Origin of the sequence: Thermococcus celer Vu 13 = JCM 8558 (assembly GCF_002214365.1) — an archaeon.
GTDB classification, from domain to species: Archaea; Methanobacteriota_B; Thermococci; order Thermococcales; family Thermococcaceae; genus Thermococcus; species Thermococcus celer.
On record NZ_CP014854.1, the window covers coordinates 34,908 to 57,323 of the forward strand.

Genomic DNA, 22,416 nt, shown 5'->3' on the forward strand with positions numbered 1-22,416 from the left:
GGAGGTGATTTTCGGTGGGTGGAATCGATGGTAACGTTCATCCCCTTCGGCGAGAAGCCCAACAGGGAGGGTGTTCTCTACGTTCTGAAGCTCCTCAAGAGGAACAAGCTCATCGACGATTACATGATAGTGGAGTCGAGCCGGGTTGAACTGCTGGCCGACCGTGTACCGATGGATAGCGCGTACATAATCGGCGAGCACCTCGCCACCTACGGCATAATAGAAAAGCTCCGTCCGCAGTCCCTTATCAGCGTTGACGCCCACACCGACCTCATGCACGACTACCTCGACCACGGCTCGTGGTTGGCATACTCCCTCGAGGAGCGCAAGGTAAATAGAGCGGCCGTTCTCGCGCCGGTTCTAATGATACCGACCACCGAGAGGACCCAGCTTTGGACGCGGAGGGTCAAGGTATTCCCCGCGTTGCTCAGAAGCAGAAGGATCAGAGGGAAATGGAGGGCCTACAGAAACCTTCAAACCAGCTCCCTTGAGGAGATAATCGCGGAAACGAAGAGGTACCTGGGGGAGGAGATCTACCTGACAGTTGACCTCGACGTCCTCCGCCCGGAGTACAGGATAGCCCGCTTCCAGCACGGCGAGTTAACGCTTGGAGAACTCCTCGATCTGCTCGAGGCGATAAAGGAGAACTTCAGGATAATCGCCTTCGACATAGCCGAGGTCTCCGATAGGATCCGTCGCTCGAGACTTGGAAAGAAGGCCTTCCTGGAGGTATTTCAACTTTTAGCTGGGTGATCCGAATGAACGGCCCGACGGACGAGGAGATAAGGAACGTCATAATGCCCCTCATGCTCTCCGGGGCGAAGATGCTCGACAGGCACTGCCCCAAGTGTGGCTCGCCGCTCTTCGAGAAGGACGGCAGGGTCTTCTGCCCGGTCTGCGAATATCGAGAAAAGCGGAGAAAAGCGGAGACGAAGGGCGTCGAGGAGAGATTAAGGGAGAAGCTGAACGAACTGGCCAACTCCCTTCCGGACGATATAGGGGGGCTTGAGAAACATTTAAGGGTGATGGAGAAGATAATAGAGGTGTTGGAACGCTATAAAAAACTGGAGGGAGGGGAATGAAGAACGTCCGGGTTTTAAAAGCGCTGGAGGATGGCCCCAAGACCATAAAAGAAATCGCTGAGGCCACGAAGCTTTCGGAGGCGGAGGTAAGGAGGTACCTCCTCCGTTTCGCGGAAGGGGGTAAGGTGGAGAGCTATCAGAAGGAAGGAAAGATTTTCTGGAAGATAAAGGAGCCCAGCGAGGCCGAGGAGGAGTTCAAGTACGTTTGAACTTTCTTTTCTCGTCCTCTGAGAACCATCGGATGACTGAAAAAGCAAGTAGATAATAACAGGATAGAAAAGAGAAAGGAGTTCAGGCCTTCTTGGCCTTCTCCCAGTACTCGTTGAACTTGCCTTCGAAGAGGGCCTTAACGCGGAAGTCCTTGATCCATATCTGGGTCTCGTAGTTGAAGTACCTCGCCGCCATGTCCTCGAGGGCGAAGAAGACCTCATCGTCGCAGATGAGCATCGGGAGCTCAAGCTTGTCGATTATCCTGAGCTCGAGCTTGCCCTGTTTGTAGTAGTCCAGTATCTTAGAGGAGCTGAGCCTGTGGTAGACGTTCTCGGTGACGATTATCTTCGCCTTGGCCCCGTTGTCGATGGCCTTTATGAGGTCGTTTTCGAGGTTGATGGCGATGTAACCGTCGTCGGCGAGTAGTATCTGGTCCTTGACGCCCTCGAACATCTCCTTGGTCTTGAGGGTGGCGTTCCTTATTCCCCTGACGACCCAGACCCTCTCGACGCCGTATTTCGGAATCTCGGTCTCGATGAGCGGGCTCATTAGCTCGAGGAGTTCCTCCTTGGCCTTCTTCTTGGCCTCGAGTTCCTCCTTGACGCGCTCCTGCCACTCCTCGATGAACTTCTCGAGGATGTTCTCCGGGTGCACCGGCCTGTACTTGTTGACCTTGCCGGGCTGGCTTATGGCGAAGCCCTTCTTCTCAAGGCTCCGGAGGACGTCGTAGGTCCTCGGGGCCGGAACCTCGGAGACGCTGGCGAGCTCGGCGGGCGTCAGGACTCCAAAGCCAACCAGTGCCACGTACGCCCTTGCCTCGTAGAGGTTCAACTCAAAGTGCTCCTGAAGGAGCTCAACCATCCTGTCCTTAACCATGTTTACCACCACCGTATTTTCTATTTCTGTTTGGGGCTTCATCCCATATAAATTTTTTCCATAGGTGCTTAGTGTGCGGGGTTATGCCCCTTTGATTATCCGGGCATGACTCTGCCAAATATTACCCGGATTGCATAGACATACAAAGGGGTTACTACTGAATAGATTTTAAAATTTTTGGTTTTACTGGGGAGCAAAATTTATGGGGGCCGTCGGGCCCTCAGACGGACAGGACATGATAAATTATGGGAACATCATGTAATCTTTTTCTGGATCTTTCCCCCTATTGTGTACCATAAACCGAACAAAATGACATAATTTAAAACCAATACCATCCACTTCCCGAAGAGATAAAAACCTCGACGGGAAATGGAAAGAATTCACCCCAGGTATTCCCTTATCTCCCCGTAGAGCCTTCCCAGAACCTCCTGGTAATCGGCCTTCCCGTCCTCGATGAGGTCCATGGTCTCCTCGAGCTCCCTCGTCTTCTCCTCGCTGACGAGGTCTTTATATTTGCTTATGAGGTAGTGGTAGACCTTGATGCCCTGCTCTGTCGGTACGAGCTTCTTCCGTCCGCGGGTCTCGATGACGTAGTACCGCCTCACGAGCGTCTCGACTATCTTCGCGTAGGTCGAGGGCCTTCCTATCCCCCGCTCCTTCATCAGGGCTATGACATCTCCCTGACTGTAGAGCGGGACCTTGGGCGCCTTCCACCTCTTGGACTCGACGACCTTCAACCTCGCTCCGGGTTCGAGCCTCGGTAGTTGCCTGAAGGGCGGGGAGCGGAGCTTCGTCCACCCGTCCTCAAGAACCTCAACGTACCCCTCGAGTTCAACCTTCCCGACTCCCGCGTTGATGAGGGCCTTCTCCATGAGGAGCTTCGCCGCCTTCATCTGGCCCGTCATGAAGCGGCGGAATATCATGTCGTAGAGGCGGTAGTGGTTCCTGGTGAGGTTCTTGGGGAGCTGGATAACGCCGTCACGGATCAACTGCATCAGTCTCCCGGTATCTATCGGCCGCGTTGGCCTTATGGCCTCGTGGGTTCCCTCCTCCCCCCAGTGGCGCGGTTTGAAGTACTCCTCGCCGAGTTCCCCGGTGATGTACTCCTTGGCTACCTCTATTCCGGTGTTGCTGACGTGCGTGCTGTCGGTGCGGTGATACGTGCAGTTATGGGACACGGCGCCGTTTGCTATGAAGTTCCCGGTTGTGGTTGTGAAATCGTAGAGCTTGCCGGTGTAACGAGTTTCCCTCACCTCGGAGACCTCAACCCAGGTTACGTTGGCCTCAACGAGTGAGCGCAGATATTCCTTGATCTCTCCGTCTTCCGCGTAACTTAGAACCCTCACGAGTTTATCCCGGGGAACATTTCCGGGCTTTTTCAACCAGTTCCAGACGTCTATGCCCTCCTCCCTAAGTATTTTGACCTTGACCCCTTCGGGGAATCCAAGGTTTTTGATAACGTTCCCGACGGGTATGAGGTCTGACTCCATGGACTTCCTCGTTCCCCTGTATGCGGAGTAAGCTTCCTCAAACTGCTTCCGTCTTATTCTTAGGTGGGGGTATATCTTTTCCTTAAAGGCTCCAAGACTGCGGTTGCTTATCGTGAGATCCCAGCCACCTCTTCTCCCGTTCTCTCTCAGGTAGTTGAGGATACCTATACGATACAGGTAAACGCTTAGTCTTTTGAGAACGTCCCCTCGCTTTGAGGTGAGAATCACCCTGAGGTCAACGCCTCTTTTATCGTGTAGCAGGGAGAACGTTCCGTCCGTATCGAAGTAGCCTGCCATCATGGCGTTCATCATGTTCTCGGGGATCGTGAAGATAATCGGATGGAGTTCACCGGAACGGGCCCCGAGACGCCTGAAAACTTCCGCCAAAATTGAGTTTGAAAAGCCCACCTGGTTCGTAGTCTCGAAGACGTGAAGGAAAGGAAACGTTTGCTCGAGGCTCTCCTTCACCCCTTTGAGGGGAGTCTGAGAAATGAGGACCTTGCTTCCCCTCAGTGTTCCGTCCCCCAGGACAAGTCCAAAGATGTACCAGAAGTTCTCATCAAGTTTAAAGTTTGGAATCCTCTTGCTTCCGGTCCTCTGGCGGTAGAGAGAGCGGACGTGGGGCTCGTATCCATTGACTCCCCACTCAAGGAGTTTCTTCAGAGGGACGACGCGGTTACGGAGGTATTTATATTTGGTGCTGGTTTTTATCCTCTCCCTGATGAGGGGGGCGATTTTTGAATCGAAGTATTCTTTCTCGAGCTCAACCATAACGTCGGTGATTTTCAGTTCAACGAGCATCCGAAGGAGGGTGTACTCCTCCTTTCCGGGATGCCCCGTATTGTACGCGAAGGCAACGTAGTCACCGGGTTTTATGTTCTTCGCGGAAACCCATCCGAGTTTTCCGTCCCTGATAACGAGGAGCCCATGGTCGGGAGTCGCCTTTATTTCGTGACCGTTCTTGAGCTTCAGGATCTTCAAAGGTCCATTCCAGTTGATTTCCCAGAATTCCGTCGCTTCGGCGTTTTTAACCTTTAGCCCGTTGATCCCCAGGAGATTCCCTTCCCCGCCTTTAACTGCAGTCTCAATGCTCATTATCCTTCCATCGGCCATGCTAACTACCGTATCGGGCGTAACGCAGAGACCTGCCTCGAACAGGTCCTGAGCCAGCCTCATCGTCTCCGGCGCCGAGAGCTTCAGGAAGGTCGAGGCGTCCTTCAGCATCTCGTCGGTGGTGTATGGGGGCATTGGATTGAGCTCTCGCTCCTCAAGCCGAACATCCTCCACCGTCACGTACTCGGGGAGCTCGACGTTCTTGCCGTCCTTTCCGAGTTCAACCGTCAACTGGAGGCCGTTCTCAAGGGTCAGGCCGAGGAAGTAGACCTCGCTCTCCGTGAACTCTTTATACCTCTCGATTATCCAGCCCAGGACGGGCGTCTGGACCCTCCCGGCGGAGAGGTTGTGGTTCTCGAAGACCCTCTGGAGTTCCTGGCTCAGCTCGAAGCCTATCCACCTGTCCTCTATGCGCCTCACTATCTGGGCGTTGACGCGGCCCTCGTTTACCTCTCTCGCCTCCTCGATGGCCTTCAGTATCGCGGGCCTCGTGACCTCGTGGAACTCTATACGCTTGATGTTGGGCGCGTAGGGGCCGAGCACGTTCCTTATGTCCCAAGCTATCTTCTCCCCCTCGGTATCAGGGTCGGTAGCTATGAGTATCTCGTCGACCTCCTGCGCGAGCTCCCGCATCGCTTTAACGTTCTCGAGGGCGTCGCGGACGTTCCTGCTTCCACACCGCGGGCACACCCCCTTCTCCTCCCAGTCGACGAACTGATGCCCGCAGTCCCGACAGCGCTTGATGGTGTCGTAGACGGGAACGAACCTCATAACCCCGTCTCTCTCCTCTGTCAGGACGCCGTGGTAGCCCTCGTTCGTCACGAGGTCGAACATGTGCCCGCCACTGGCGAGGATCGTCAGCATCACCTTCCCTATGCTCACCTCGTAGGCGACCAAATCCCCTATCCTCGTCTTGCTGGGCCGGCCGAAGAAGTTGGCTATCGTCCGGGCCTTGTTCGGACTCTCTACTATCATGAGGGCGGACTTCACGAGGTCCTTTACCTTCGAGCTTATCTTGCCCTCCATGACGAGCCTGACCTTCTCCCTGTCCTCGTCTATCTCCCTGAGAACCCCGTCGAGGTCGAGCTCCTCGAAGGGAAGCATCTTGAACTCCGTGAAGCGCCAGCGCATCTGCCGCACGAGGCCGTTGAAGACCTTCTCGTTGTCCACTATGAGGACGCTCAGCCCCTTGGTGATTCCACCGGCGAAGAGCCTGCTCGTCCTCCCCGTGGCCTGGATGTAGGTCCTCACATCCGGAATCTCTATGTACCACTTTCCACCCTCTTCCTTCACGCTGACGAAGGGGTCCTCGGCGAGTTTCCTGAGAACCTCCTCGTCCTTGAGCGCACTCCTGAGGAAATCGACGAGCTCGCGGAAAACGTCGAGGACGTGGTTGTGGAAAGCGTTCTCCATCGGGAGACCCTCCGCGAGGGCCTCCTCGATCTTTAAAAGCTCGAACTGCGGGATGTTGCGGATGAGGCGCCTCAACCTCGCGTGGAGCCTCTCGGCTTTCTTCCTGTCCTCGTCGCCCAGGAAGTCCATTATCTCGCTCAGTAACCCGAGGGAGCGGTATATCGTCGGTCTCTCCAGATCCATGCCGAAGCGGAACTTCGGAACCCCCGTGAAGACCGCGTAGCGTATGAGATGAGGTAGATCAAGCCCCCTGACGAGGGAGCCGTAGTAGGTGGCGGAACCTATGAGGTAGTCGGCCTCACCGTTCTCGAACCGCTCTATCGCCTTTTTGTTCTTCGAGCTGACGAGCTCTATCCTAAAGCCCCTCTCGCGGAGATAGGCGGCCAGCTCCTCGGCGTAGCTCAACCCCTGATCCACGGGCGTGAAGATTATCCCGCCCTTTCCGAGCCTCGCGAGGAGCTCCTCTACGTGCTCTTTTATGCCCTTATCCGGCTTTAGGTAGGTATCAACGACGTTCCTGAGGGCCGAGCGGCCGCTCCCGACCTCGAAGCCGAGGAGTTCGCGGTAGAGCTTTATCCTGTCGCCCCTCGCGGAACCGGTCGCCGAGGCGATTATCATGATGCCTATATCGTTCCTGGCCTTGAACTCATCTATCTCCCGCTGGAGCTTCGATATCTCCGCGTTCAGCTCCCTGAGTTTCTCCTCCCCATCCTTGGCGCGGCCGTTCAGGTATCTGCTCATCTCCCTTTTCAGGCGGATTATCTCCCAGGCCTTCGCTATTACCTCATCGTCGAAGCCGAGGAGGTGGAGGGAGCGGTCTATGTTCTTGCTGGCCTTCAGGAAGGCGTCTACGTCGTCGACGAAGATGAAGTCGAAGTGCCTCCCGTCGAGAACCTCGTCGTACTTCCTCGCGAGCCACTGGGCGCTGGTGACGAGTACGTCGTAGTCCCCGTTCTGGATCTTCGCCAGCATCTCCTCCTTCTCCCTCTTGCGGAGGTTGCCGTGGTAGTAGGCGAGGTTGACCTCGACGCCCGCCCTCTCAACTATCGCCTCGATTTTCTTAACCGTCTGGATGACGAGCGGCGTCGTGGGGACGACTATGTAGCTCTTCTTCCCCCTCGTGGCGTGCCAGACGGCCATGACGGCCCCGAAGGTGCTCTTGCCCATTCCGGTGGGGGCTATGATGGAAAAGCTCCTCCCCTTGAGTAGACGCTTCACCCACGTCCGCTGGGCGCTCCAGAAGGTGAAGCCCGTGGCCTTCCTGAAGAAGTCCTCGACCTCCCTCAATCCTTTCTCGAGGGAGTGTATCCTCTCCCACTCCTTGAGGGTGCCTTTAAGTTGGAGGGCGTTCCTAACGCCCGTGACGAGGTCAAAATAGGAATCAGCGTGAACGGGTTCATCGAGGCAATCGTCGCACGGGTTCTTGAGGTAGAGCCTCTCGTCGGAGATCCTGCCGAAGCAGTTCGGGCACATCTCGCGGTAAATCGCCTTCATCTTCCCACCCTCTGGGTTTCCATCTGGGGTTGAAGGGATTTATAAGGGTTTTTGGAGGGTCGCCTCGAGCTCCCTCAGCTCGTCCTCGAGCCTCGCCGAGAGCTCGTAGTCGCTGAAGACGTGTCTGTACTCCTCGAGGACCTCCTCAAGGACGTGGAGGGCCTCCATCCTGCCCGTCTTTTCCACGAGCTTCAGGGCCCTTCTGAACAGCCTGGCGACCTCGCTTCCGCTCTCGTCCGTACTGAGGGAGAACCTCAGCTCCTTTAACGTAACGTCGAGCGCCAGATCGGGCACTTCAGCCAGAAACTCCATGGCGACCGACTCGGGGAAGAGCTCCGCGTGCCTGTCGAAGCTCTCGAAGTAGAACCCCTTCTCGTATGCCGTCCTCACGGCGGCCACATGCTTGCAGTCTCCACCGAGCGGGCAGGTACAGCTGTTCTCACCTGTTGAGAGGTCGAGCTCGACGTAGTACGGATACGTGCCCAGAACCTTGGAGAAGAGCCTGTTTCCATGTTTGACTACCCAGAGAACCTTTCCCGCCCTGTAATAGCGCTCCCCCTTTTTGAGGGTCTTCTCGTCCATGGCGCTCACGCTGGGGCTTTGGGCAGCTTCGATTTAAGCCTTTCGTAAGCCCCTTAACCGCAACCGTTTTATTCCCCGATGAGCACTATACCTGGTGGTGACCATGGACGTTTTTGAGCTCGCGAGGCGCTATCACGATGAGCTTGGCGTGGAGGAGCCGAGCATGGCCACTATGGCGGCGGAGTTCTTCGACGACCTCGGGCTTAAGATGGCGGAGTTCCTCAAGGGAGAGGGCTACGCGGTGATAAGCACGAAGTTCGTGGACTACGACAAGAGCCTCGTCCTCGACGTGACAAAAGGGGAGAAGAGGTTCGAGATAACGCTCCGCAAGAGCTAATAGCGGTTCTCGTAGTCGAAGACTATCTCCTTCTTTTCTCCCGGGTTGACCGTGACCCTGAACTCGACGTACCCCTGGGTCTCGTCGATGGGTTCGACGCTCGAGCTCAGGATCCTCCCCAACTTGTGGTGTCTGACGATGACCGTCCTGCTCTCGTTTCCGAGGTTCTCGATGGTTACTTTGATCTTGTAGTAGGCGTAATGGTCGCCGTGTTTCTCCTGGAGAACGGTGGTGCTTCCCTGGAGGTCGTAGTCCCTGCCGATGCCTATCCTCAGCGTATCACCCTTGGGGGTGTGGTCTATAACCCGCTCACCGATGAGGAGCGCCCCGTCGTCCGTTTTCCTGTAAACCTCGACGATTCCTGCCGGAAGAACCTTCTCGGTCTTAAAGGATATCGACTCGTAGACGGGCCCCTCTCCGCCGTATGGCCAGCTCTCGTAGAGGTACTCCCTCTTGAAGGGCGCCTCGAAGTTTATGTACGGGTACATCATCGTGCTCGCCGGGTTGATGTCCGCTATTCCAAGCTTGTAGAGGTAGAACGCCTCCACCTTCTCCGGCCCACCAGCGTTGACGCTCTCGGCTCCCTTCTCCGCGATGCTGTAGAGAACCCTCGGCTGGGGCAGATTCTGGTACAGCTGGACGTCGCCCGCGACCAGGAGAACCTTCGCGTCCCTGAACTCCTGGGCCGTGGGGTTGTTGAGGACTATGTAGCCGTAGAGGGTCGCGTTGTCGCCGACGTAGAGCTTGTACCTGCTTTCCCAGCTCATGTTCGCGACGCGGTAGGTTACGCTCACGTTGTACTTCCCGGCCTTCCCGGCCTGGAGAACAGCGTAAACGCTCGCCTTTCCCTCGAGGTTCTTGGCCTTGAAGTAGGCCACCTCGCCCGGGTTGATGAGGTAGTAGCCGTCCCCCTCTATCGCGATGTTCCCGTTCTTGAAGCCGAGGAACCTGCCCATCACCGTTTCGCCGCTCCTCAGCTTGACCTCGACCTCGCTTCCGATGTTCGAGGAGTAAACGTCTCCCCCCTGGCCCCTGCTGAAGACCCCGAGGACCTCAACTCCGGGGTCGAGCGGCCTGAGGGTAACCTCGGCGATGTTGAGCCCTGCGAGCTCGTTGAGGGGAACGTCGTTCATGCCCTCCTTGAGCTCAAAGCTCATGACCCTCTCAACGACCCCTATCTTGGCGGAGTTGTAGAGGACCACCGTTGTTTCGCTCCGCGAGGCCTCACCCGTATGGAAGGAAAAAACCGCCAGAATCACTATCAAGACTCCCGCGATACCCGCGAGGATTTTCTTCTTCACAGCCATCACCGCTGATACTTTGGTTCTCAAGGTATTTATACCCAGGACATCGCTTCAAGTCCGTTGGAAGCGAAAGGAGAACAGAGGTTTGCAAATGGAAACCCTTTTAACCACCCGGGCCGATTGAGAATCGTCAGGCTGATGGGGTGATTGGTATGGACAGGATTGAGAAGGCTAAGGAGATCATCGAGAAGGCCAAGGCCGAGAACAGGCCGCTGGTCGAGCCCGAAGCCAAGGAGATACTCAAGCTCTACGGCGTCCCGGTTCCGGAGTTCAAGGTCGCGACCAACGAGGAGGAGGCCGTGAAGTTCGCCCGGGAGATAGGCTACCCGGTCGTCATGAAGATAGTCTCCCCGCAGATAATCCACAAGAGCGACGCCGGCGGTGTCAAGGTCAACATCAAGAGCGACGAGGAGGCGAGGGAAGCCTTCAGGACCATTATGGAGAATGCCAGAAACTACAAGCCCGACGCGGACCTCTGGGGCGTCATAGTCTACAGGATGCTCCCGCTCGGCAAGGAGGTCATAGTCGGTATGATACGCGACCCGCAGTTCGGTCCGGCCATCATGTTCGGCCTCGGTGGAATCTTCGTCGAGATACTCAAGGACGTCTCCTTCAGGGTCGCCCCGATAACGAGGGAGGAAGCCCTCGACATGATAAAGGAGATAAAGGCTTATCCGATTTTAGCGGGGGCGCGCGGCGAGAAGCCCGTTGACATCGAGGCCCTGGCGGACATCATCGTCAAGGTCGGTGAGCTGGCCCTCGAGCTTCCGGAGATAAAGGAGCTCGACATCAACCCGATCTTCGCCTACGAGGACTCCGCGGTCGCCGTCGACGCGAGGATGCTCCTCTGAGGGCTTGTTCTTTTCTCTTCCATGTTTCCTTGCCGTAGTTGCATTCGGGGCGGTTTATAGGGGCCATGTATAACGGCGGTTATATACTAACCATCGTTACAGGGCATGCGGACTTAATTGTCCTCTGAGAAGATGACAGTGCCCGATAAGTCCATCCTTCCACGTGAGCCCGAGGGAATAGACGTCCCTGACTGGAATGACTTCCTGGAACTCCCGACGGGGTGAGTTACCCCGTTGAATTTCCATTTAAGGTAACATAATGATATTTCTGGGACTCATCTGGGCGATATCCGATCTCAGGTCCTACAAGATCAATCTCTTAACCGTGGTGTTCATGGGTCTGCCCCTGCTCAACGTCACCCTGAGAAGTATGGACTCCCCCGCCGCGGAGTGGGGGCTGCTGACGGGTTTCTTCCTCGGTTTCTACGACTGGGCGATAACAAAACGATGGGCCTTCGGCGATTTTCTCATGATGACGGTTTACGGTGGCGCCCTTGGGCCGGTGGCGGTGCTGACGATATACCTGGCCTCGTGGGGACTGATGCGGACGAGGATGTACATCAGCAACAAGGGCCAGCCGGCCCGTACTTCTTCGCGATCTTCATTCTGCTGTTCCCGTTGTGGGACGCGCTACTCCACTGGTCGGGCACGGATCCACGCGGAATCGAAGAGATGGCGCACGAAGTCCTCCGGTACCTGTTCACGATGCTGTGATTTCTTTCCATTCCCGGCACATGGCTACACGTTGGCGAAGTTCTACTCAAGAAGTATCCCGAAGGCGCGCTCGAATATCTCCCTGTGGCCACCGAAGGCCTCGAACATCCTCTCTGAATATGCAGATGAGGCCACGTGGAGGAATTCCCGCAGGTTTTCCTGTATCTCGTCGGTCATCGGAACGTGGAGGGGCATGGGCTCGTAGTAGTCGAGGCCCTTCATAAGGGCCGTGGAGAAGTACCAGAGGGTTTTCCTGACCTTCCTCCCCTTGATCGTCGAGAAACTCGCGCCCGAGCAACGGAAGGCGGCGTGGAGCACCACCATCTTGTCTATCTCGACTCCCTTCCTGAGGAGCGCCCTACGTTCTGAATCGTCCGACAGGTCTTTTATCCTGTAACCGCTCCTCGTCTGGGTGTCGTGGGGGATCCTGATGTGGTGGATCTCCTCGACCTTCGGGTCGTAGACGAGAACGTTCGTCCCGCCAACGACGACGAGCCTCCCGTCGCGAACCTCTATCACCGTGTTCTCCGTGCTGAGCACCGTTAGTCCTCTGGCGAGGGCAAGCGCCGACATCGTGCTCTTTCCGGTGTGGGGGTAACCCACGAAGAGTACGGCAGTTCCATCGGGTTTCACAACAGAAACGGAGTCCGTCAGGAATATCCTGCCCCTCTTCATCGCGGCCCTGGCGGCGGCCTGGAGGAGGAAGAACACCGGTGCCTCGTTGCCGTAGGCTGAAGGAACTCCCGCCTCGAGCTTGTACCTGTCAACTCCGGAAACGTCGTAGATGGCACCAAAGACCCTGAATCTGTCACCCCTGAACCTCTCTATCGCGATATCCGGGTCTCCCGAGCCCTCGAGGACGTCCGGCAGGTACCTCCTCGCGAAGAGACCCATAAAAGCCTCCTCGAAACCATCGTCCAGCTCACCGGTAAAAAGGACCTCCACCCCTCCCACGTTGAGCGCCATCTCCTCACCCACGGGGGGCTGAACTTGGTGACTTATAACCTTTCCGCGAACCCAAAACCGCACGCCCGAACCATCGGGAAGAGGTCAATACCGGGGTGCCAAAACAGACATCGAAGGTATTAAAACGGGAAACGAGGGAAAGGGGAACCCTCACTCGAGGGCCGCGAGGAGCTTCTCCATGAACATCTTCTCGGGGTAGGCTCCCTCGAACTGCACCCTGTCCTCGCCGTCCACCTGTATGACGATCTTTGGCACGGCCATGACGCTGTACCTGTCGGCCCACTCCGGGTATTCGATGGCCTCGACCATGTCGCCGAGTATCCTGCCCTTGCCGGCGTTGGTGTTCTCGATAGCGAACTTGTGGGCCATCCTGACGGCGAGCGGGCAGTAGGGGCAGGTGGGGGTCACGAAGACGAGTATCCTGACGTCCCTGTCGATCTTGGCGAGCTCCTCCTTGCTCTCCGGCATGAGGTCGGTCCGGGCGTTGCTGACGTCGACTATGTCCTCGAGGAAGGCCCCGAACTCGTGTCCGGCGGGGAGGCCGAAGAACCTGACGCCCATGTCCTTTCCGTCCTGGGTTATGGTGACGGCCGGGGCGTTGTCTATCCTGTACCTTTCCGCTATCTTCCTGCCCTCCTCGGTGTCGAAGTCGTGGAACTCGTAGGTGAGCTTGTCGCTGAGCTCGCTGAGCTCCTTCATGAGTTGCTTGAGCTGGTCGCAGTACTGGCAGTGATCCTTTCCCGTGAACCCGATGATCTTGACGGGGTTCGTCAGCTTGGAGAAGAACTCCTCCTTTATGACCTTCTTATCGGAGTCGCTAATCAGTCCCATCATGCACACCTCCACATAAGGTTTATAACGATTGGATTGCAATGTCTTCTTGGAGTTTAAACTCCAGTTTGCAACCTAAGGTTAAATGTTCACTATATAAGCTTTACGTCACAGATTTGGGTGGTGTAGGCCATGGATGAACCCGACATTTTCTACATCCTCGGGAACAGAGTGAGGCGCGACCTGCTGAGCCACCTCACCTGCACCGAGTGCTACTTCAGCTTCCTCAGCAGCAAGGTTAGCGTGTCCTCAACGGCCGTGGCGAAGCACCTTAAAATCATGGAGCGCGAGGGCATACTGAAGTCCTACGAGAGGGAGGGACCCTTCATCGGCCCCGCGAGGAAGTACTATAACATAGCCATCTCGAATACCTACGTCGCAACGGTAACGCCGAACATCTTCTGGTACAGGGGGCTCGATATCGGCGAGGGCCCCTCCGAAAAGCTTGAACGCGTGGAAATCGACCTGACACGGATACCGGTAGATGGCGGGAGTCTCCTCCAGATGGTGAATTCTTTCCTGGAGCTGACGTCAGAGCTCGAGAAGATACTCGGGGCTCTTCAGGCGGTTGAAAGCCGGCGCGACAGGCTCATGAAAAGGATCAAGGAGCGCTACCTCGCGGAAATAGGCGACATGACCCAGCTGGCGATACTGCACTACCTCCTTCTCTACGGCGAGGCCACGATCGACGAGCTGAGCGACAGGCTTAACCTCAAGGAGAGGGAGGTTCTCGTGAAGGCCCAGGAGCTGGACAGGTTCGTACCGTTAACGATAAAAGAGGGGTTAATTAAAATCGACGGAGAAAAACTGAAACAAAAGCTTGGCGGTGTCAAATATGGCGGAGAAGATAAGGGTCGTGGTTAACGAAGATAAGTGCTACCTCTGCGGCGGCTGCGCGGGCGTCTGCCCAACGCTCGCCATCGAGGTCCACTCAAGCGGATGGGAGTTCTTCCAGGATAAATGCATAGGCTGCAGGATATGCATCAACGCCTGTCCGGTCGGAGCGCTCAGCGCCAAGCCGCTGGAGGTGAAAGAATGAACGAGATGAAATACGACGTCGTTGTCGTCGGCGCCGGAATCGCCGGCCCCATAGTTGCGAGGAACGTTGCCAGAGCCGGTTTCTCGGTTCTGCTCATCGATAAAAAGCCCGCCATAGGCGCACCGAAGCAGTGCGCCGAGGGGATAAGCATCAAGGTCTTCGACAAGTACGACATCCCCTACGACAGACGCTACATCAACCGCGAGATCTACGGGGCGAAGCTCTACTCGCCGAGCGGCCACGAGCTCGAGCTCCGCTATAAAGAGGTCAGCGGGGTCATCCTCGAGAGGAAGGTCTTCGACAAGATGCTCGCCTACTACGCCGCGAAGGCCGGTGCCGACGTCCTCGCCAGAACCGAGGCGACGGACGTCATAAGGAGGGACGGAAGGATAGCCGGGATCAGGGCCAAGCACGAGGACGAGCCCGTCGAGATACGCGCGGATATCATAGTCGCGGCCGACGGTGTGGAGAGCACCATCGCGAGGAAGGCCGGCATAAACACCTACGCCCCGCCGCACGAGTTCGACTCCTCCTACGAGTACGAGATGCTCATCGAGGGCTACGACCCGGATCTAATCCACCTCTGGTTCGGCAACGAGATAGCGCCGAGGGGCTACGTCTGGGTCTTCCCGAAGGACGAGGACAGGGCCAACGTCGGGATAGGCATAAACTCCGACAACCCTGAAACTGCTAAGTACTACCTCGACAAGTGGTTGAGGGACAACAACATCCCCGCCAGGAAGCTCCTCGAGGTAAACGTCGGCGTCGTTCCGGTCGGCGGTTTCGTCAGGGAGCTGGCGAAGGACAACGTTGTAGTGGTCGGCGACGCCGCGAGACAGGTCAACCCGATGCACGGTGGTGGTATGGCCGAGGCCATGGAAGCGGGAACCATAGCGAGCAAGTGGATAGTTAGGGCCCTCGAGGAGGAGAACCTCTCCCTGCTCCAGAACTACACGAAGGAGTGGTGGGAGACGGACGGAAAGCGGCTCGAGAAGGTTCTCAAGGTCAGGAAGGTAACTGAAAAGCTCACGGACGAGGACCTCGACCTCTTCATCCAGGTTCTCAGTGGCGCCGACGCCGAGAAGATAGCGGGCGGCGACTACGTGGAGGTCATCAAGGCCCTCCTGAAGCACCCGAAGGTCATACTGAGCCCCAGGAGGATAAAGCTCCTGAAACAGCTGATTTGATCATCCCATTCCTTTTCTGCCCTTTTTGCCGTTCCCGTCCTTCTTCCAGTCCCTGCAGTTCATGTCCACGCATACCTCGTACTCCCTTCCCCTCTCGCGTATCCTGACCACCGGCGCACCGCCACAGCATGTCTTATCCGTCGGGATTATCTCGCCGCGCTGGAGGAGGGGGTAGGTGACGTCGCACTTCGGCCAGTTGGAGCACCCGACGAAGCGCTTGCCCGTTTTTCTGTTGTAGCGCACCACGAGGTCGCCGCCGCACTTGGGGCACTTGCCGAGGACGAGGGGTTTTCTGCGTTTCTCCCCGTCGTTTTTCCCATCGACGGCCCCCCTAACCGCGTTCTCCTCCTCTTCGCTCAGCTCCTTCACCGCTCCGGCTTTTTTAGCCGAAGATCTTGATGTGGTCACGCCGGTTCCGGTGGTCTCGAGGAGCATCCGGCCTATATCGAGCTCCTTCTCCTTGAAGACCCTCAGGATTCTGATAAGCCCCTCCTTGCTCTCCTCGATGACCTCATCCCTCTTGGCCTTCCCGGCCATTATGTCCTCCATCTTCTCCTCGAAGGCCCTCGTCAGCTCGACGCTGACTATGTCCGGAACGTTCTTCTCGAGAGCTTCCACGACGCGCATTCCGAGGGGGGTGACCTTTATCTTCCGCTTTCCCTCGATGTAGCCCCTGCTGTAGAGGGTTTCAAGTATCTGGGCGCGCGTGGCCTTGGTGCCTATCCCGAGGTCTTCCATCTTTTTTATGACCGCGGCGGGCGAATAGCGAGCGGGCGGCTTCGTTTTCTTCTTCTCGCGCTTTATCCCGAGAACCTTCACCGGCTCTCCTTCCTTAAAAGCCGGCAGGAGAACCTCGTCGAACTTGACGTACTTCCCGTAGACCTTCAGCCAGCCCTCCTTGACCGTTCTCGCCCCGCTCAGAATGAAACGGTGAGAGTTGGAGTTGATGATGAGCTTCATCGTCTCCCTGACGGCGGGGTCCATGAAGAGTGCTAAGAAACGCCTGACCACGAGGTCGTAGAGGTTGGCCTCGTCCTTAGTGAGCTCTCCTGCCTTGGGGAGTTCTCCAGTTGGATAGATGGCCGGATGGGCCGGGTCGTCCTTCTTACCCTCGACCGGCTTGAGCCTTTCCCTGCCAAGGAGCTCGTGGGCGAAGGGCTTGTACTCCTGCAACTTGGCGAGATTCTGGAGTATGGAGCGGAAGTTCAGGTTCCTGGGGAGCTTCTGCGACGAGGTGCGGGGATAGGAGCAGTAACCCTTCTCGTAGAGCTTCTGGGCTATCTCCAGCGTCTTCTTCGGGCTGTAGCCGAAGGCGGAGTAGGCCTCCCTCTGCAGGGTTCCGAGGTCAAAGGGCACGGGTGGGTTCCTCTTCTGCTGTTTTATCTCGATTTTCTCCACGAAAGCTGGGCCCTTCTTCGCCTCCTTGACGATGCGCCTGGCCTCTTCCTCGTCGAGTATCCGCTCCCTCTCGTAGTTGGCGGTGTACTTCTCCCCGTTCTTCTCGATGAGCATCCTTATGACCCAGTACGGGGTGGGCTTGAAGTTCTGGATCTCCCGCTCCCGGTCCACGAGGAACTTCAACGTTGGCCCCTGAACCCTTCCCGTCGAGAGAACCATCCACTTCCCGCTGGCGCGCTTTATGGCAGATGTCAGGGCCCTCGAGAGGTTGACGCCCCAGTACCAGTCCAGAACGTGGCGCGCTATCCCCGCGTCCGCCATCCCGAAGTTTATCGTCGGCTCGATGTTGTACCAGGCCTTTAGCAGGTCCTTCCTGGTTAAAGCGGAGAACTTCATGCGCTTCGCCCTCGCCGGGTCAACGCCGCAGGCGTACTTCAGGACGGTGTATCCTATGACCTCGCCCTCGGTGTCGTAGTCGCATGCAACAACGAACTCGTCGGCCCGCTTTGCGAGGGTGGCTAAGGCTTTTATGTAGTCCTTGGCGTAGGCCTTCCCCTTCTCTGCGACGTAAACCGGCACCCATTCTATATCGAAGATGGGGTAGCCGTAGGTCTTGACCTTCGGGGCGAGGGAGAAGAGATGGCCAACGGCGGGAGCGACGATTATCCTCTTCCCATCGCGGGTGAACTCGTAGTAGGGGACCTTTCCGATGGTCTTCCTCACGGGTTTACCCTCGGCCAGGGCGTAGGCTATCTTCCTCGCGACGTTGGGCTTCTCGGCGATGATGAGCGTGACCATGACGACACCGGAAGCGATTGGAAGAGAGGTATAAAAATCCTTTCGTGAGTTGCCCAACAAGCTTTGCTCCGCAAAGTTTGATCGAAAGTTTGCGGCTCCTCATCAGGGGATTGTTATTGGGGGTCTCAACGGGGAACCCTAAAGGACAGACCTTAAAAAGGGTTTATTCCCCCGATGCCCGAAGGGTGCCTTTCAGCCTTTTGGGAAAAGGCTGGCGAAAAGGGTGTTTTCTTTTGAAAATTCAAAGAATGATAAGCGTGCGCTTTAAAATTGGGGATAAGATAGTGGATTACCCTTAAAACAAGATATTAAGCAGGTTTCACGGTTATTCTGGCGCCCTTCGGGCGCCTTGTGGACAGGAAACCCTGCAAAATGGACAAGTTGAGTGTTAATCCACGCTAAAACACCGAACTTTAAAACCGCACGCCAGTTTTCCGTCAACGCTTTTCAAAAGGGTTGTGATCAGCCTTTTGGGAAAAGGCTGGCGAAAAATGGTGATTCCTTTTGACTGCCCTCTCGTGAGTGTTTGCACCCTCAAACGGCCACTGAACTCCGAATTCAAGATTAAAAGGCCAAATTCAGGGGGTTTAGGATTCTCCCGCACTCCGAAGGAGCGCTATCCAAAAGCAAACCCCCCACCACTAACACGTTAACTGTGAATTCCAGATTGAAACAGCGCTTGCGAAGCAAGGGCTGAAGGATGTTCGAACGATAGTGAGAAGGGCGCTTGCGGAGCAAAGGGCTGAATGGCGCCCCGGCGGGGATTCGAACCCCGGACCTCGAGGTCCGCAGCCTCGCGCCCTATCCAGACTAGGCCACCGGGGCACACCCGCTAACCCTTACCGGGGAGCGTTTATAAATTTAACCGTCCCCGCTCACCGAAAGATTTATAAATTGGGCTTGGGTGAGTATTCTACGGGCTCAACTGCGGTGGTAGTCTAGCCTGGTCTAGGACAGCGGCCTGCCACGCCGCTGGCCCGGGTTCAAATCCCGGCCACCGCACCACAACCGTTTCTGGGAGCTCTTGGGTGGGAGTTCGGGTTTCGTTCTGAATCAAACCTCCAAAGATCGTAAAAGAGAAGGGACGTCAGGTTCTGAACTTCGCCAGGGCGTCCTCCGCCGCCATGAGTATCGGGTAGGCCACGGGTGATGCCGTTAGGAGCGGGTGCGTTGCTATCTGAAGCGTGTAGAGCTCGCTCGCAGTGAGGCGCCGCTGTATGGCCAGGGCGAGAACGTTTATCATCTCGCCCACGCTCTTTCCGCCCGCGATCTGAGCTCCGAGTATCGCCCCCTGTCGCGGGAGAATACGAGCTTGACCGTTACCATCGAGGTATCCGGGAAAATCGCGGGGTGTCTGTCGGGGCTCTTTCCGTAGCCGGTTATCACCTCGAAGCCCTCCTTTCTGGCGTTCTCCTCCGTCAATCCGGCCGCAGCGAGTGTGAGCCCCGCGACGTGGGTAGCGTAAACGCCAATAGTCCTCCTGTTCTCCCTGACTATGTGGATCCTGAAGAGGTTTGCACCGGCGATCCTGGCCTCGAAGGTGGCCGTTGAGGCGAGCATCAGTGGATAGGGCCTGCCCGTGAAGAAATCCCTGTGCTCAACGCAGTCGCCGACGGCGAAGATGTCGGGGTGAGAGGTCCTCATGTACTCGTCCGTCCAGATACCGTAGCGCGTGACCCTGAGACCGGCCTTGACGGCGAGCTCTACGTTCGGCCTGTAACCGATGGAGAATATCACGACATCGGCCGGTAGTTTCCTACCATCGACGAGTCTGACCCCTTCAACGCTTTTCTCACCGAGAAGTCTCTCGACGTGGCCGTAAACCACTTTGATGCCGTTCTCCCTGAGCCTCTCCTCAACCATCGCGCTGAACTCCGGGTCAAAGGAAGTCCTGAGGAGCCTGCTCCTTACGACCAGGGTGACGTTCTTCCCGAGTTTCCTTATCTCGTCCCCAACCTCGAGGGAGATGAAGCCGCCACCGACTATGACGACGTTTTCGGCCTCTTCCAGCCGCTCTCTGAACTCCTTCAGATAGTCGTAGTCCTTTGAAACGGTGTACACGCCGTCGAGCTCCGACCCGGGGATCTCGGGGAAAACGGCCCGCGAACCCGTCGCTATGACGAGTTTTTCCCATTCGATCTCCTTTCCACCGCGGGTCTTCACGAGCTTGGCCCTGGGGTCTATTTGAACCACCTCGTCCACGAGAACCTCTATTCCCGCGGGCTTGAGGAAGGCATCGATGGGTATGAGGTCATCGTCAACGCTCCTGAAGGTTCCAAAGACGTAGGGAATACCGCAGGAGACCACCCCGGCCTCTTCCTTCTTGATAACGAGAACGCTCTTGTCGGGGTAGAACCGCCTCGCCGAGAGGGCCGCGGTCATTCCCCCGGCGCTTGCCCCTATAACCACAACATCGTACTTCACCATTTTCAAAGTCACCATTGATGAGTTGGCCTAAGGGTTTTAAACGGTTTCGTTATCAAACAGATTGTGATGTAAGCAATAATCGTAACGGAAGAAGGGATAGAAGACGTCACTCCCCCGTGGCACCCTTCAGCGCGTCCTTGCAGGGGCAGTGCCTCTCTTTGGGGATGTGCTTGATGGACTCCATCAGAAGGTACTTTATCTCCTCACCCTTCTTCTCCATCAGCTCGACGACATCCCTGTGGGTGAGCTTCTCCTTGCTTATCCCCGCGGCGAAGTTGGTGACTATCGCGACGCTGGCGTAGCACATCTCGAGCTCCCTCGCGAGGGCCGCCTCCGGGCACTGGGTCATCCCCACGACGTCCGCGCCGAGGATCTTCAGCGCCCTTATCTCCGCCCTCGTCTCGAAGCGCGGCCCCTCCATGCAGGCGTAGGTGCCCGTCGGATGATAACTGAAGCCAAGCTCCCTGGCGGACGTTATCAGGGCCTTCCTCAGCTCGGGACAGTAGGGGTCGGTGAAGTCGACGTGGGCCACGAACTTTCTCTCGTGGGGGCTCTCCTCGCCGTCGTAGAAGGTGTAGTGCCTCGTCTTGGTGAAGTCGAGGAGCTGGTCGAGGATGACGAAATCGCCGGGTTTCATCGCCTCGTTGAGCGAACCGACGGCCGAGGTTGCGAGTATCCTCTCGACGCCGAGCTCGTGGAGGGCCCAGACGTTGGCACGGTAGTTGATCCTATGCGGCGGGACGCTGTGCCCCTCTCCGTGCCTCGCCAGGAAAGCTATCTCCTCGCCGTTGTACTCGCCCATCTTCACCCTGACCTTTCCGTAGGGCGTGCTCACGAACTCTTCCCTGACGTTCTCCAGAAGCTTCGGGTCGTAAACTCCAGAACCTCCAATGATGGCTATCCGCGGCATGCTATCACCTGAAAAGAAGAGACGGAGGAAGGCTTAAAACGTTAGTGCTTCTCCCAGAGATTCCTCTGGAGCTCCGCCCTCTCCTCGATGTCCTCGCTGACCTCTCCTCCGGCCTGCAGCTCCAGTATCTTCGTTAGTATCTCACTCAGCAACCACGAGCCCCACTTCGGATCCTTAACCTCGAGGGCCGCGTCTATCGCCCCGTCGATGTCTCCGGACTTCAGCTTGGAGACGGCTATGCTTCCGAAGGCCAGGGAGCGGAGGTAGTTACCGCGAACGAGTTCGGCAGATCTGAGTGCCTCATCGAACTCGCCAAGCTTCGAGAGGTACGTAACCACCTTAACCCTGACCGCATCTTCGCGGGTGCGATCTCCGATGGTTTTAACGAGGTGCAGATACCTGGGGTGGGGCCCCGTCGAGAGAAGCTGATCCATCACGAGACCGGCCACTCTTTCGAACTCCTCGCCTTTCAGGTAACCGAGGAGAGCCGAGAGGACGTCTTCTTTATCGATAGAGGTCTTAACGATACCCTCCAGTACGGGCAACCTCTCGTCGGGGTGCACCCGTTCGAGGATCTCCATAACGAAGTCCAGTTCGCCCTGGTTGCCGAGACCTATCAACAGCGACCTCAGAACGTCGACCCCCGTCTCCGAGGACATTCCAAGTGCGATATCCACGAACTTCTCGTACGTGCCCTTCGGCACGTTGGATCTCTTGAGGTGAACCGCAACCTCCTTCATGGCCTCCCCGAGCCAGTACTCGCTCTTAAGCTCCGACAGAACGCTGAGGGCGCTTCCGAACTCCTCACGTTTTAGATGCTCCTTTATCACCTCAACGGCGGCTATGGAGTGCCAGGGTTCCCCATCTATCTGCCCTATCATGAGCTTCGCCTTTCTCATGTTGCCCCTTCTCAGGTAAACTCTGAGTATCTTTAACAACAGGTCGTTCCGCTTTACGGAGTCCTCGATGTCCGTGGCGTAGAAGAGGGCGTCGTCGGGCATGTCCAGTGCCAGAAGTTTGGTGACCAGCTCTACCAGGAGCTCATCCTTAAGGGGCTCCGGGAAGGTGACGATGGACTCATAGGCCTGCTGAAAAACCTTCTGGGATGCCTTACCATCCACCTTGCTCAGGTACGTCCCTATCTCCAGGAGTGCCCTGATCAGAAGGACGGGGTTTTCAATCGACGCGGCGGCGTTGAGGGCGTATTTAAAAGCGGTTTTGTACTCTGGTTTTTTCGCCCGGTACATGTAATAGCCGATCTTGGCGTAGGTGACTGCCCGGATGTGTCTGTCCCGTATGCCAGCGGCCAACCGAAGGGCTTCACTATAGATGTCAGGGGGCATCGTTTACACCCAAAAGATTTATGATCCGGATATATTTAATCATTTCCTATT

General features: G+C 56.7%; 19 protein-coding genes and 2 tRNA genes. 9 read left to right on the forward strand and 12 right to left on the reverse strand.

The features are described 5' to 3' along the window. Nucleotides 1–27 precede the first annotated feature (27 nt). The 3 genes from A3L02_RS00195 to A3L02_RS00205 are packed head-to-tail and all read left to right on the forward strand — an operon-like array spanning nucleotide 28 to nucleotide 1,291. Nucleotides 28–753, forward strand: a complete 726-nt coding sequence (locus A3L02_RS00195) for an arginase family protein (protein WP_088862077.1) — start codon at nucleotides 28–30, stop codon at nucleotides 751–753. A gap of 5 nt (nucleotides 754–758) precedes the next feature. Next, nucleotides 759–1,082 carry an Sjogren's syndrome/scleroderma autoantigen 1 family protein gene (locus tag A3L02_RS00200; RefSeq protein ID WP_088862078.1) on the forward strand — a complete coding sequence of 108 codons (324 nt, stop codon included), beginning with the start codon at nucleotides 759–761 and terminating at the stop codon, nucleotides 1,080–1,082. Continuing rightward, the gene (locus A3L02_RS00205; protein ID WP_088862079.1) at nucleotides 1,079–1,291 is read left to right on the forward strand and encodes an ArsR family transcriptional regulator; all 213 of its coding nucleotides are present in this window, start codon (nucleotides 1,079–1,081) and stop codon (nucleotides 1,289–1,291) included. Before A3L02_RS00200 ends, A3L02_RS00205 begins: the two co-directional genes overlap by 4 nt. Nucleotides 1,292–1,373: 82 nt before the next feature. Here A3L02_RS00205 and trmBL2 read toward each other — a convergent pair whose 3' ends face one another. From trmBL2 to A3L02_RS00220, 3 genes are all read right to left on the reverse strand, one after another. After that, the gene (trmBL2, locus tag A3L02_RS00210; protein WP_088862080.1) at nucleotides 1,374–2,168 is read right to left on the reverse strand and encodes an HTH-type transcriptional regulator TrmBL2; all 795 of its coding nucleotides are present in this window, start codon (nucleotides 2,166–2,168) and stop codon (nucleotides 1,374–1,376) included. 380 nt (nucleotides 2,169–2,548) lie between these two features. Beyond that, complete coding sequence (rgy, locus tag A3L02_RS00215) at nucleotides 2,549–7,678, reverse strand: reverse gyrase (RefSeq protein WP_088862081.1); 5,130 nt, start codon at nucleotides 7,676–7,678, stop codon at nucleotides 2,549–2,551. 39 nt (nucleotides 7,679–7,717) lie between these two features. Further along, the gene (locus A3L02_RS00220; protein ID WP_088862082.1) at nucleotides 7,718–8,260 is read right to left on the reverse strand and encodes an SWIM zinc finger family protein; all 543 of its coding nucleotides are present in this window, start codon (nucleotides 8,258–8,260) and stop codon (nucleotides 7,718–7,720) included. 103 nt (nucleotides 8,261–8,363) lie between these two features. Between A3L02_RS00220 and A3L02_RS00225 the strand changes: the two genes are divergently transcribed. Further along, the gene (locus tag A3L02_RS00225) at nucleotides 8,364–8,597 is read left to right on the forward strand and encodes a hypothetical protein (protein WP_088862083.1); all 234 of its coding nucleotides are present in this window, start codon (nucleotides 8,364–8,366) and stop codon (nucleotides 8,595–8,597) included. Here the strand turns inward: A3L02_RS00225 and A3L02_RS00230 are convergent. Beyond that, complete coding sequence (locus tag A3L02_RS00230; RefSeq protein ID WP_394335147.1) at nucleotides 8,594–9,904, reverse strand: DUF4139 domain-containing protein; 1,311 nt, start codon at nucleotides 9,902–9,904, stop codon at nucleotides 8,594–8,596. The two genes, A3L02_RS00225 and A3L02_RS00230, sit on opposite strands and share 4 nt — an antisense overlap. A 149-nt stretch (nucleotides 9,905–10,053) precedes the next feature. Between A3L02_RS00230 and A3L02_RS00235 the strand changes: the two genes are divergently transcribed. Continuing rightward, a complete protein-coding gene (locus tag A3L02_RS00235) occupies nucleotides 10,054–10,752 on the forward strand; it encodes an acetate--CoA ligase family protein (RefSeq protein WP_088862085.1) in 699 nt (232 codons plus the stop codon). A gap of 756 nt (nucleotides 10,753–11,508) precedes the next feature. Here A3L02_RS00235 and A3L02_RS00245 read toward each other — a convergent pair. Both A3L02_RS00245 and pdo read right to left on the reverse strand, forming a co-directional pair. Next, nucleotides 11,509–12,432, reverse strand: a complete 924-nt coding sequence (locus A3L02_RS00245) for a hypothetical protein (protein ID WP_088862086.1) — start codon at nucleotides 12,430–12,432, stop codon at nucleotides 11,509–11,511. 150 nt (nucleotides 12,433–12,582) lie between these two features. Next, complete coding sequence (pdo, locus tag A3L02_RS00250) at nucleotides 12,583–13,263, reverse strand: protein disulfide oxidoreductase (RefSeq protein WP_088863789.1); 681 nt, start codon at nucleotides 13,261–13,263, stop codon at nucleotides 12,583–12,585. 132 nt (nucleotides 13,264–13,395) lie between these two features. Between pdo and surR the strand changes: the two genes are divergently transcribed. Genes surR through A3L02_RS00265 form a run of 3 tightly spaced genes read left to right on the forward strand, consistent with a single transcriptional unit; the run spans nucleotide 13,396 to nucleotide 15,489 of the window. Next, nucleotides 13,396–14,127, forward strand: coding sequence for a sulfur metabolism transcriptional regulator SurR (gene surR, locus A3L02_RS00255; protein WP_088862087.1), 732 nt, complete (start codon nucleotides 13,396–13,398; stop codon nucleotides 14,125–14,127). Continuing rightward, complete coding sequence (locus A3L02_RS00260; protein ID WP_054833837.1) at nucleotides 14,099–14,302, forward strand: DUF362 domain-containing protein; 204 nt, start codon at nucleotides 14,099–14,101, stop codon at nucleotides 14,300–14,302. Before surR ends, A3L02_RS00260 begins: the two co-directional genes overlap by 29 nt. Nucleotides 14,303–14,307: 5 nt before the next feature. Then, nucleotides 14,308–15,489: a geranylgeranyl reductase family protein gene (locus tag A3L02_RS00265; protein WP_088863790.1), complete on the forward strand. Its 1,182-nt coding sequence runs from the start codon at nucleotides 14,308–14,310 to the stop codon at nucleotides 15,487–15,489. On the opposite strand, the gene topA is transcribed toward A3L02_RS00265, so the two are convergent. After that, on the reverse strand, nucleotides 15,490–17,685 hold the full coding sequence (gene topA, locus A3L02_RS00270) for a DNA topoisomerase I (protein ID WP_088862088.1): 2,196 nt from the start codon (nucleotides 17,683–17,685) through the stop codon (nucleotides 15,490–15,492). 747 nt (nucleotides 17,686–18,432) lie between these two features. Continuing rightward, nucleotides 18,433–18,510 (reverse strand) — tRNA-Arg (locus A3L02_RS00275). A 102-nt stretch (nucleotides 18,511–18,612) separates the two neighbouring features. Between A3L02_RS00275 and A3L02_RS00280 the strand changes: the two genes are divergently transcribed. Then, a tRNA-Gly gene (locus A3L02_RS00280) sits at nucleotides 18,613–18,690 on the forward strand. A gap of 82 nt (nucleotides 18,691–18,772) precedes the next feature. On the opposite strand, the gene A3L02_RS10360 is transcribed toward A3L02_RS00280, so the two are convergent. The 4 genes from A3L02_RS10360 to A3L02_RS00295 all read right to left on the reverse strand — a co-directional run bounded on the left by A3L02_RS10360 (nucleotide 18,773) and on the right by A3L02_RS00295 (nucleotide 22,365). Beyond that, nucleotides 18,773–18,928: a hypothetical protein gene (locus tag A3L02_RS10360; RefSeq protein WP_237268666.1), complete on the reverse strand. Its 156-nt coding sequence runs from the start codon at nucleotides 18,926–18,928 to the stop codon at nucleotides 18,773–18,775. Then, complete coding sequence (locus A3L02_RS00285) at nucleotides 18,925–20,124, reverse strand: NAD(P)/FAD-dependent oxidoreductase (protein WP_237268608.1); 1,200 nt, start codon at nucleotides 20,122–20,124, stop codon at nucleotides 18,925–18,927. The genes A3L02_RS10360 and A3L02_RS00285 overlap by 4 nt, the downstream gene beginning before the upstream one ends. A 94-nt stretch (nucleotides 20,125–20,218) precedes the next feature. Then, on the reverse strand, nucleotides 20,219–21,022 hold the full coding sequence (gene mtnP, locus A3L02_RS00290; protein ID WP_088862089.1) for an S-methyl-5'-thioadenosine phosphorylase: 804 nt from the start codon (nucleotides 21,020–21,022) through the stop codon (nucleotides 20,219–20,221). A gap of 41 nt (nucleotides 21,023–21,063) precedes the next feature. Then, nucleotides 21,064–22,365 carry a hypothetical protein gene (locus tag A3L02_RS00295; RefSeq protein ID WP_088862090.1) on the reverse strand — a complete coding sequence of 434 codons (1,302 nt, stop codon included), beginning with the start codon at nucleotides 22,363–22,365 and terminating at the stop codon, nucleotides 21,064–21,066. Nucleotides 22,366–22,416: the final 51 nt, after the last annotated feature.

Bases quoted from the DNA above. Each gene is read 5' to 3' on its own strand.
- A3L02_RS00225 (WP_088862083.1), top strand. From the start codon at position 8,364: ATGGACGTTTTTGAGCTCGCGAGGCGCTATCACGATGAGCTTGGCGTG.
- A3L02_RS00260 (WP_054833837.1), top strand. From the start codon at position 14,099: ATGGCGGAGAAGATAAGGGTCGTGGTTAACGAAGATAAGTGCTACCTC.
- A3L02_RS00220 (WP_088862082.1), bottom strand. From the start codon at position 8,260: ATGGACGAGAAGACCCTCAAAAAGGGGGAGCGCTATTACAGGGCGGGA.
- A3L02_RS00195 (WP_088862077.1), top strand. From the start codon at position 28: ATGGTAACGTTCATCCCCTTCGGCGAGAAGCCCAACAGGGAGGGTGTT.
- A3L02_RS00235 (WP_088862085.1), top strand. From the start codon at position 10,054: ATGGACAGGATTGAGAAGGCTAAGGAGATCATCGAGAAGGCCAAGGCC.
- A3L02_RS10360 (WP_237268666.1), bottom strand. From the start codon at position 18,928: ATGATAAACGTTCTCGCCCTGGCCATACAGCGGCGCCTCACTGCGAGC.
- A3L02_RS00230 (WP_394335147.1), bottom strand. From the start codon at position 9,904: ATGGCTGTGAAGAAGAAAATCCTCGCGGGTATCGCGGGAGTCTTGATA.
- topA (WP_088862088.1), bottom strand. From the start codon at position 17,685: ATGGTCACGCTCATCATCGCCGAGAAGCCCAACGTCGCGAGGAAGATA.
- surR (WP_088862087.1), top strand. From the start codon at position 13,396: ATGGATGAACCCGACATTTTCTACATCCTCGGGAACAGAGTGAGGCGC.
- A3L02_RS00265 (WP_088863790.1), top strand. From the start codon at position 14,308: ATGAAATACGACGTCGTTGTCGTCGGCGCCGGAATCGCCGGCCCCATA.
- mtnP (WP_088862089.1), bottom strand. From the start codon at position 21,022: ATGCCGCGGATAGCCATCATTGGAGGTTCTGGAGTTTACGACCCGAAG.
- A3L02_RS00200 (WP_088862078.1), top strand. From the start codon at position 759: ATGAACGGCCCGACGGACGAGGAGATAAGGAACGTCATAATGCCCCTC.
- A3L02_RS00295 (WP_088862090.1), bottom strand. From the start codon at position 22,365: ATGCCCCCTGACATCTATAGTGAAGCCCTTCGGTTGGCCGCTGGCATA.
- trmBL2 (WP_088862080.1), bottom strand. From the start codon at position 2,168: ATGGTTAAGGACAGGATGGTTGAGCTCCTTCAGGAGCACTTTGAGTTG.
- pdo (WP_088863789.1), bottom strand. From the start codon at position 13,263: ATGGGACTGATTAGCGACTCCGATAAGAAGGTCATAAAGGAGGAGTTC.
- A3L02_RS00205 (WP_088862079.1), top strand. From the start codon at position 1,079: ATGAAGAACGTCCGGGTTTTAAAAGCGCTGGAGGATGGCCCCAAGACC.
- A3L02_RS00245 (WP_088862086.1), bottom strand. From the start codon at position 12,432: ATGGCGCTCAACGTGGGAGGGGTGGAGGTCCTTTTTACCGGTGAGCTG.
- rgy (WP_088862081.1), bottom strand. From the start codon at position 7,678: ATGAAGGCGATTTACCGCGAGATGTGCCCGAACTGCTTCGGCAGGATC.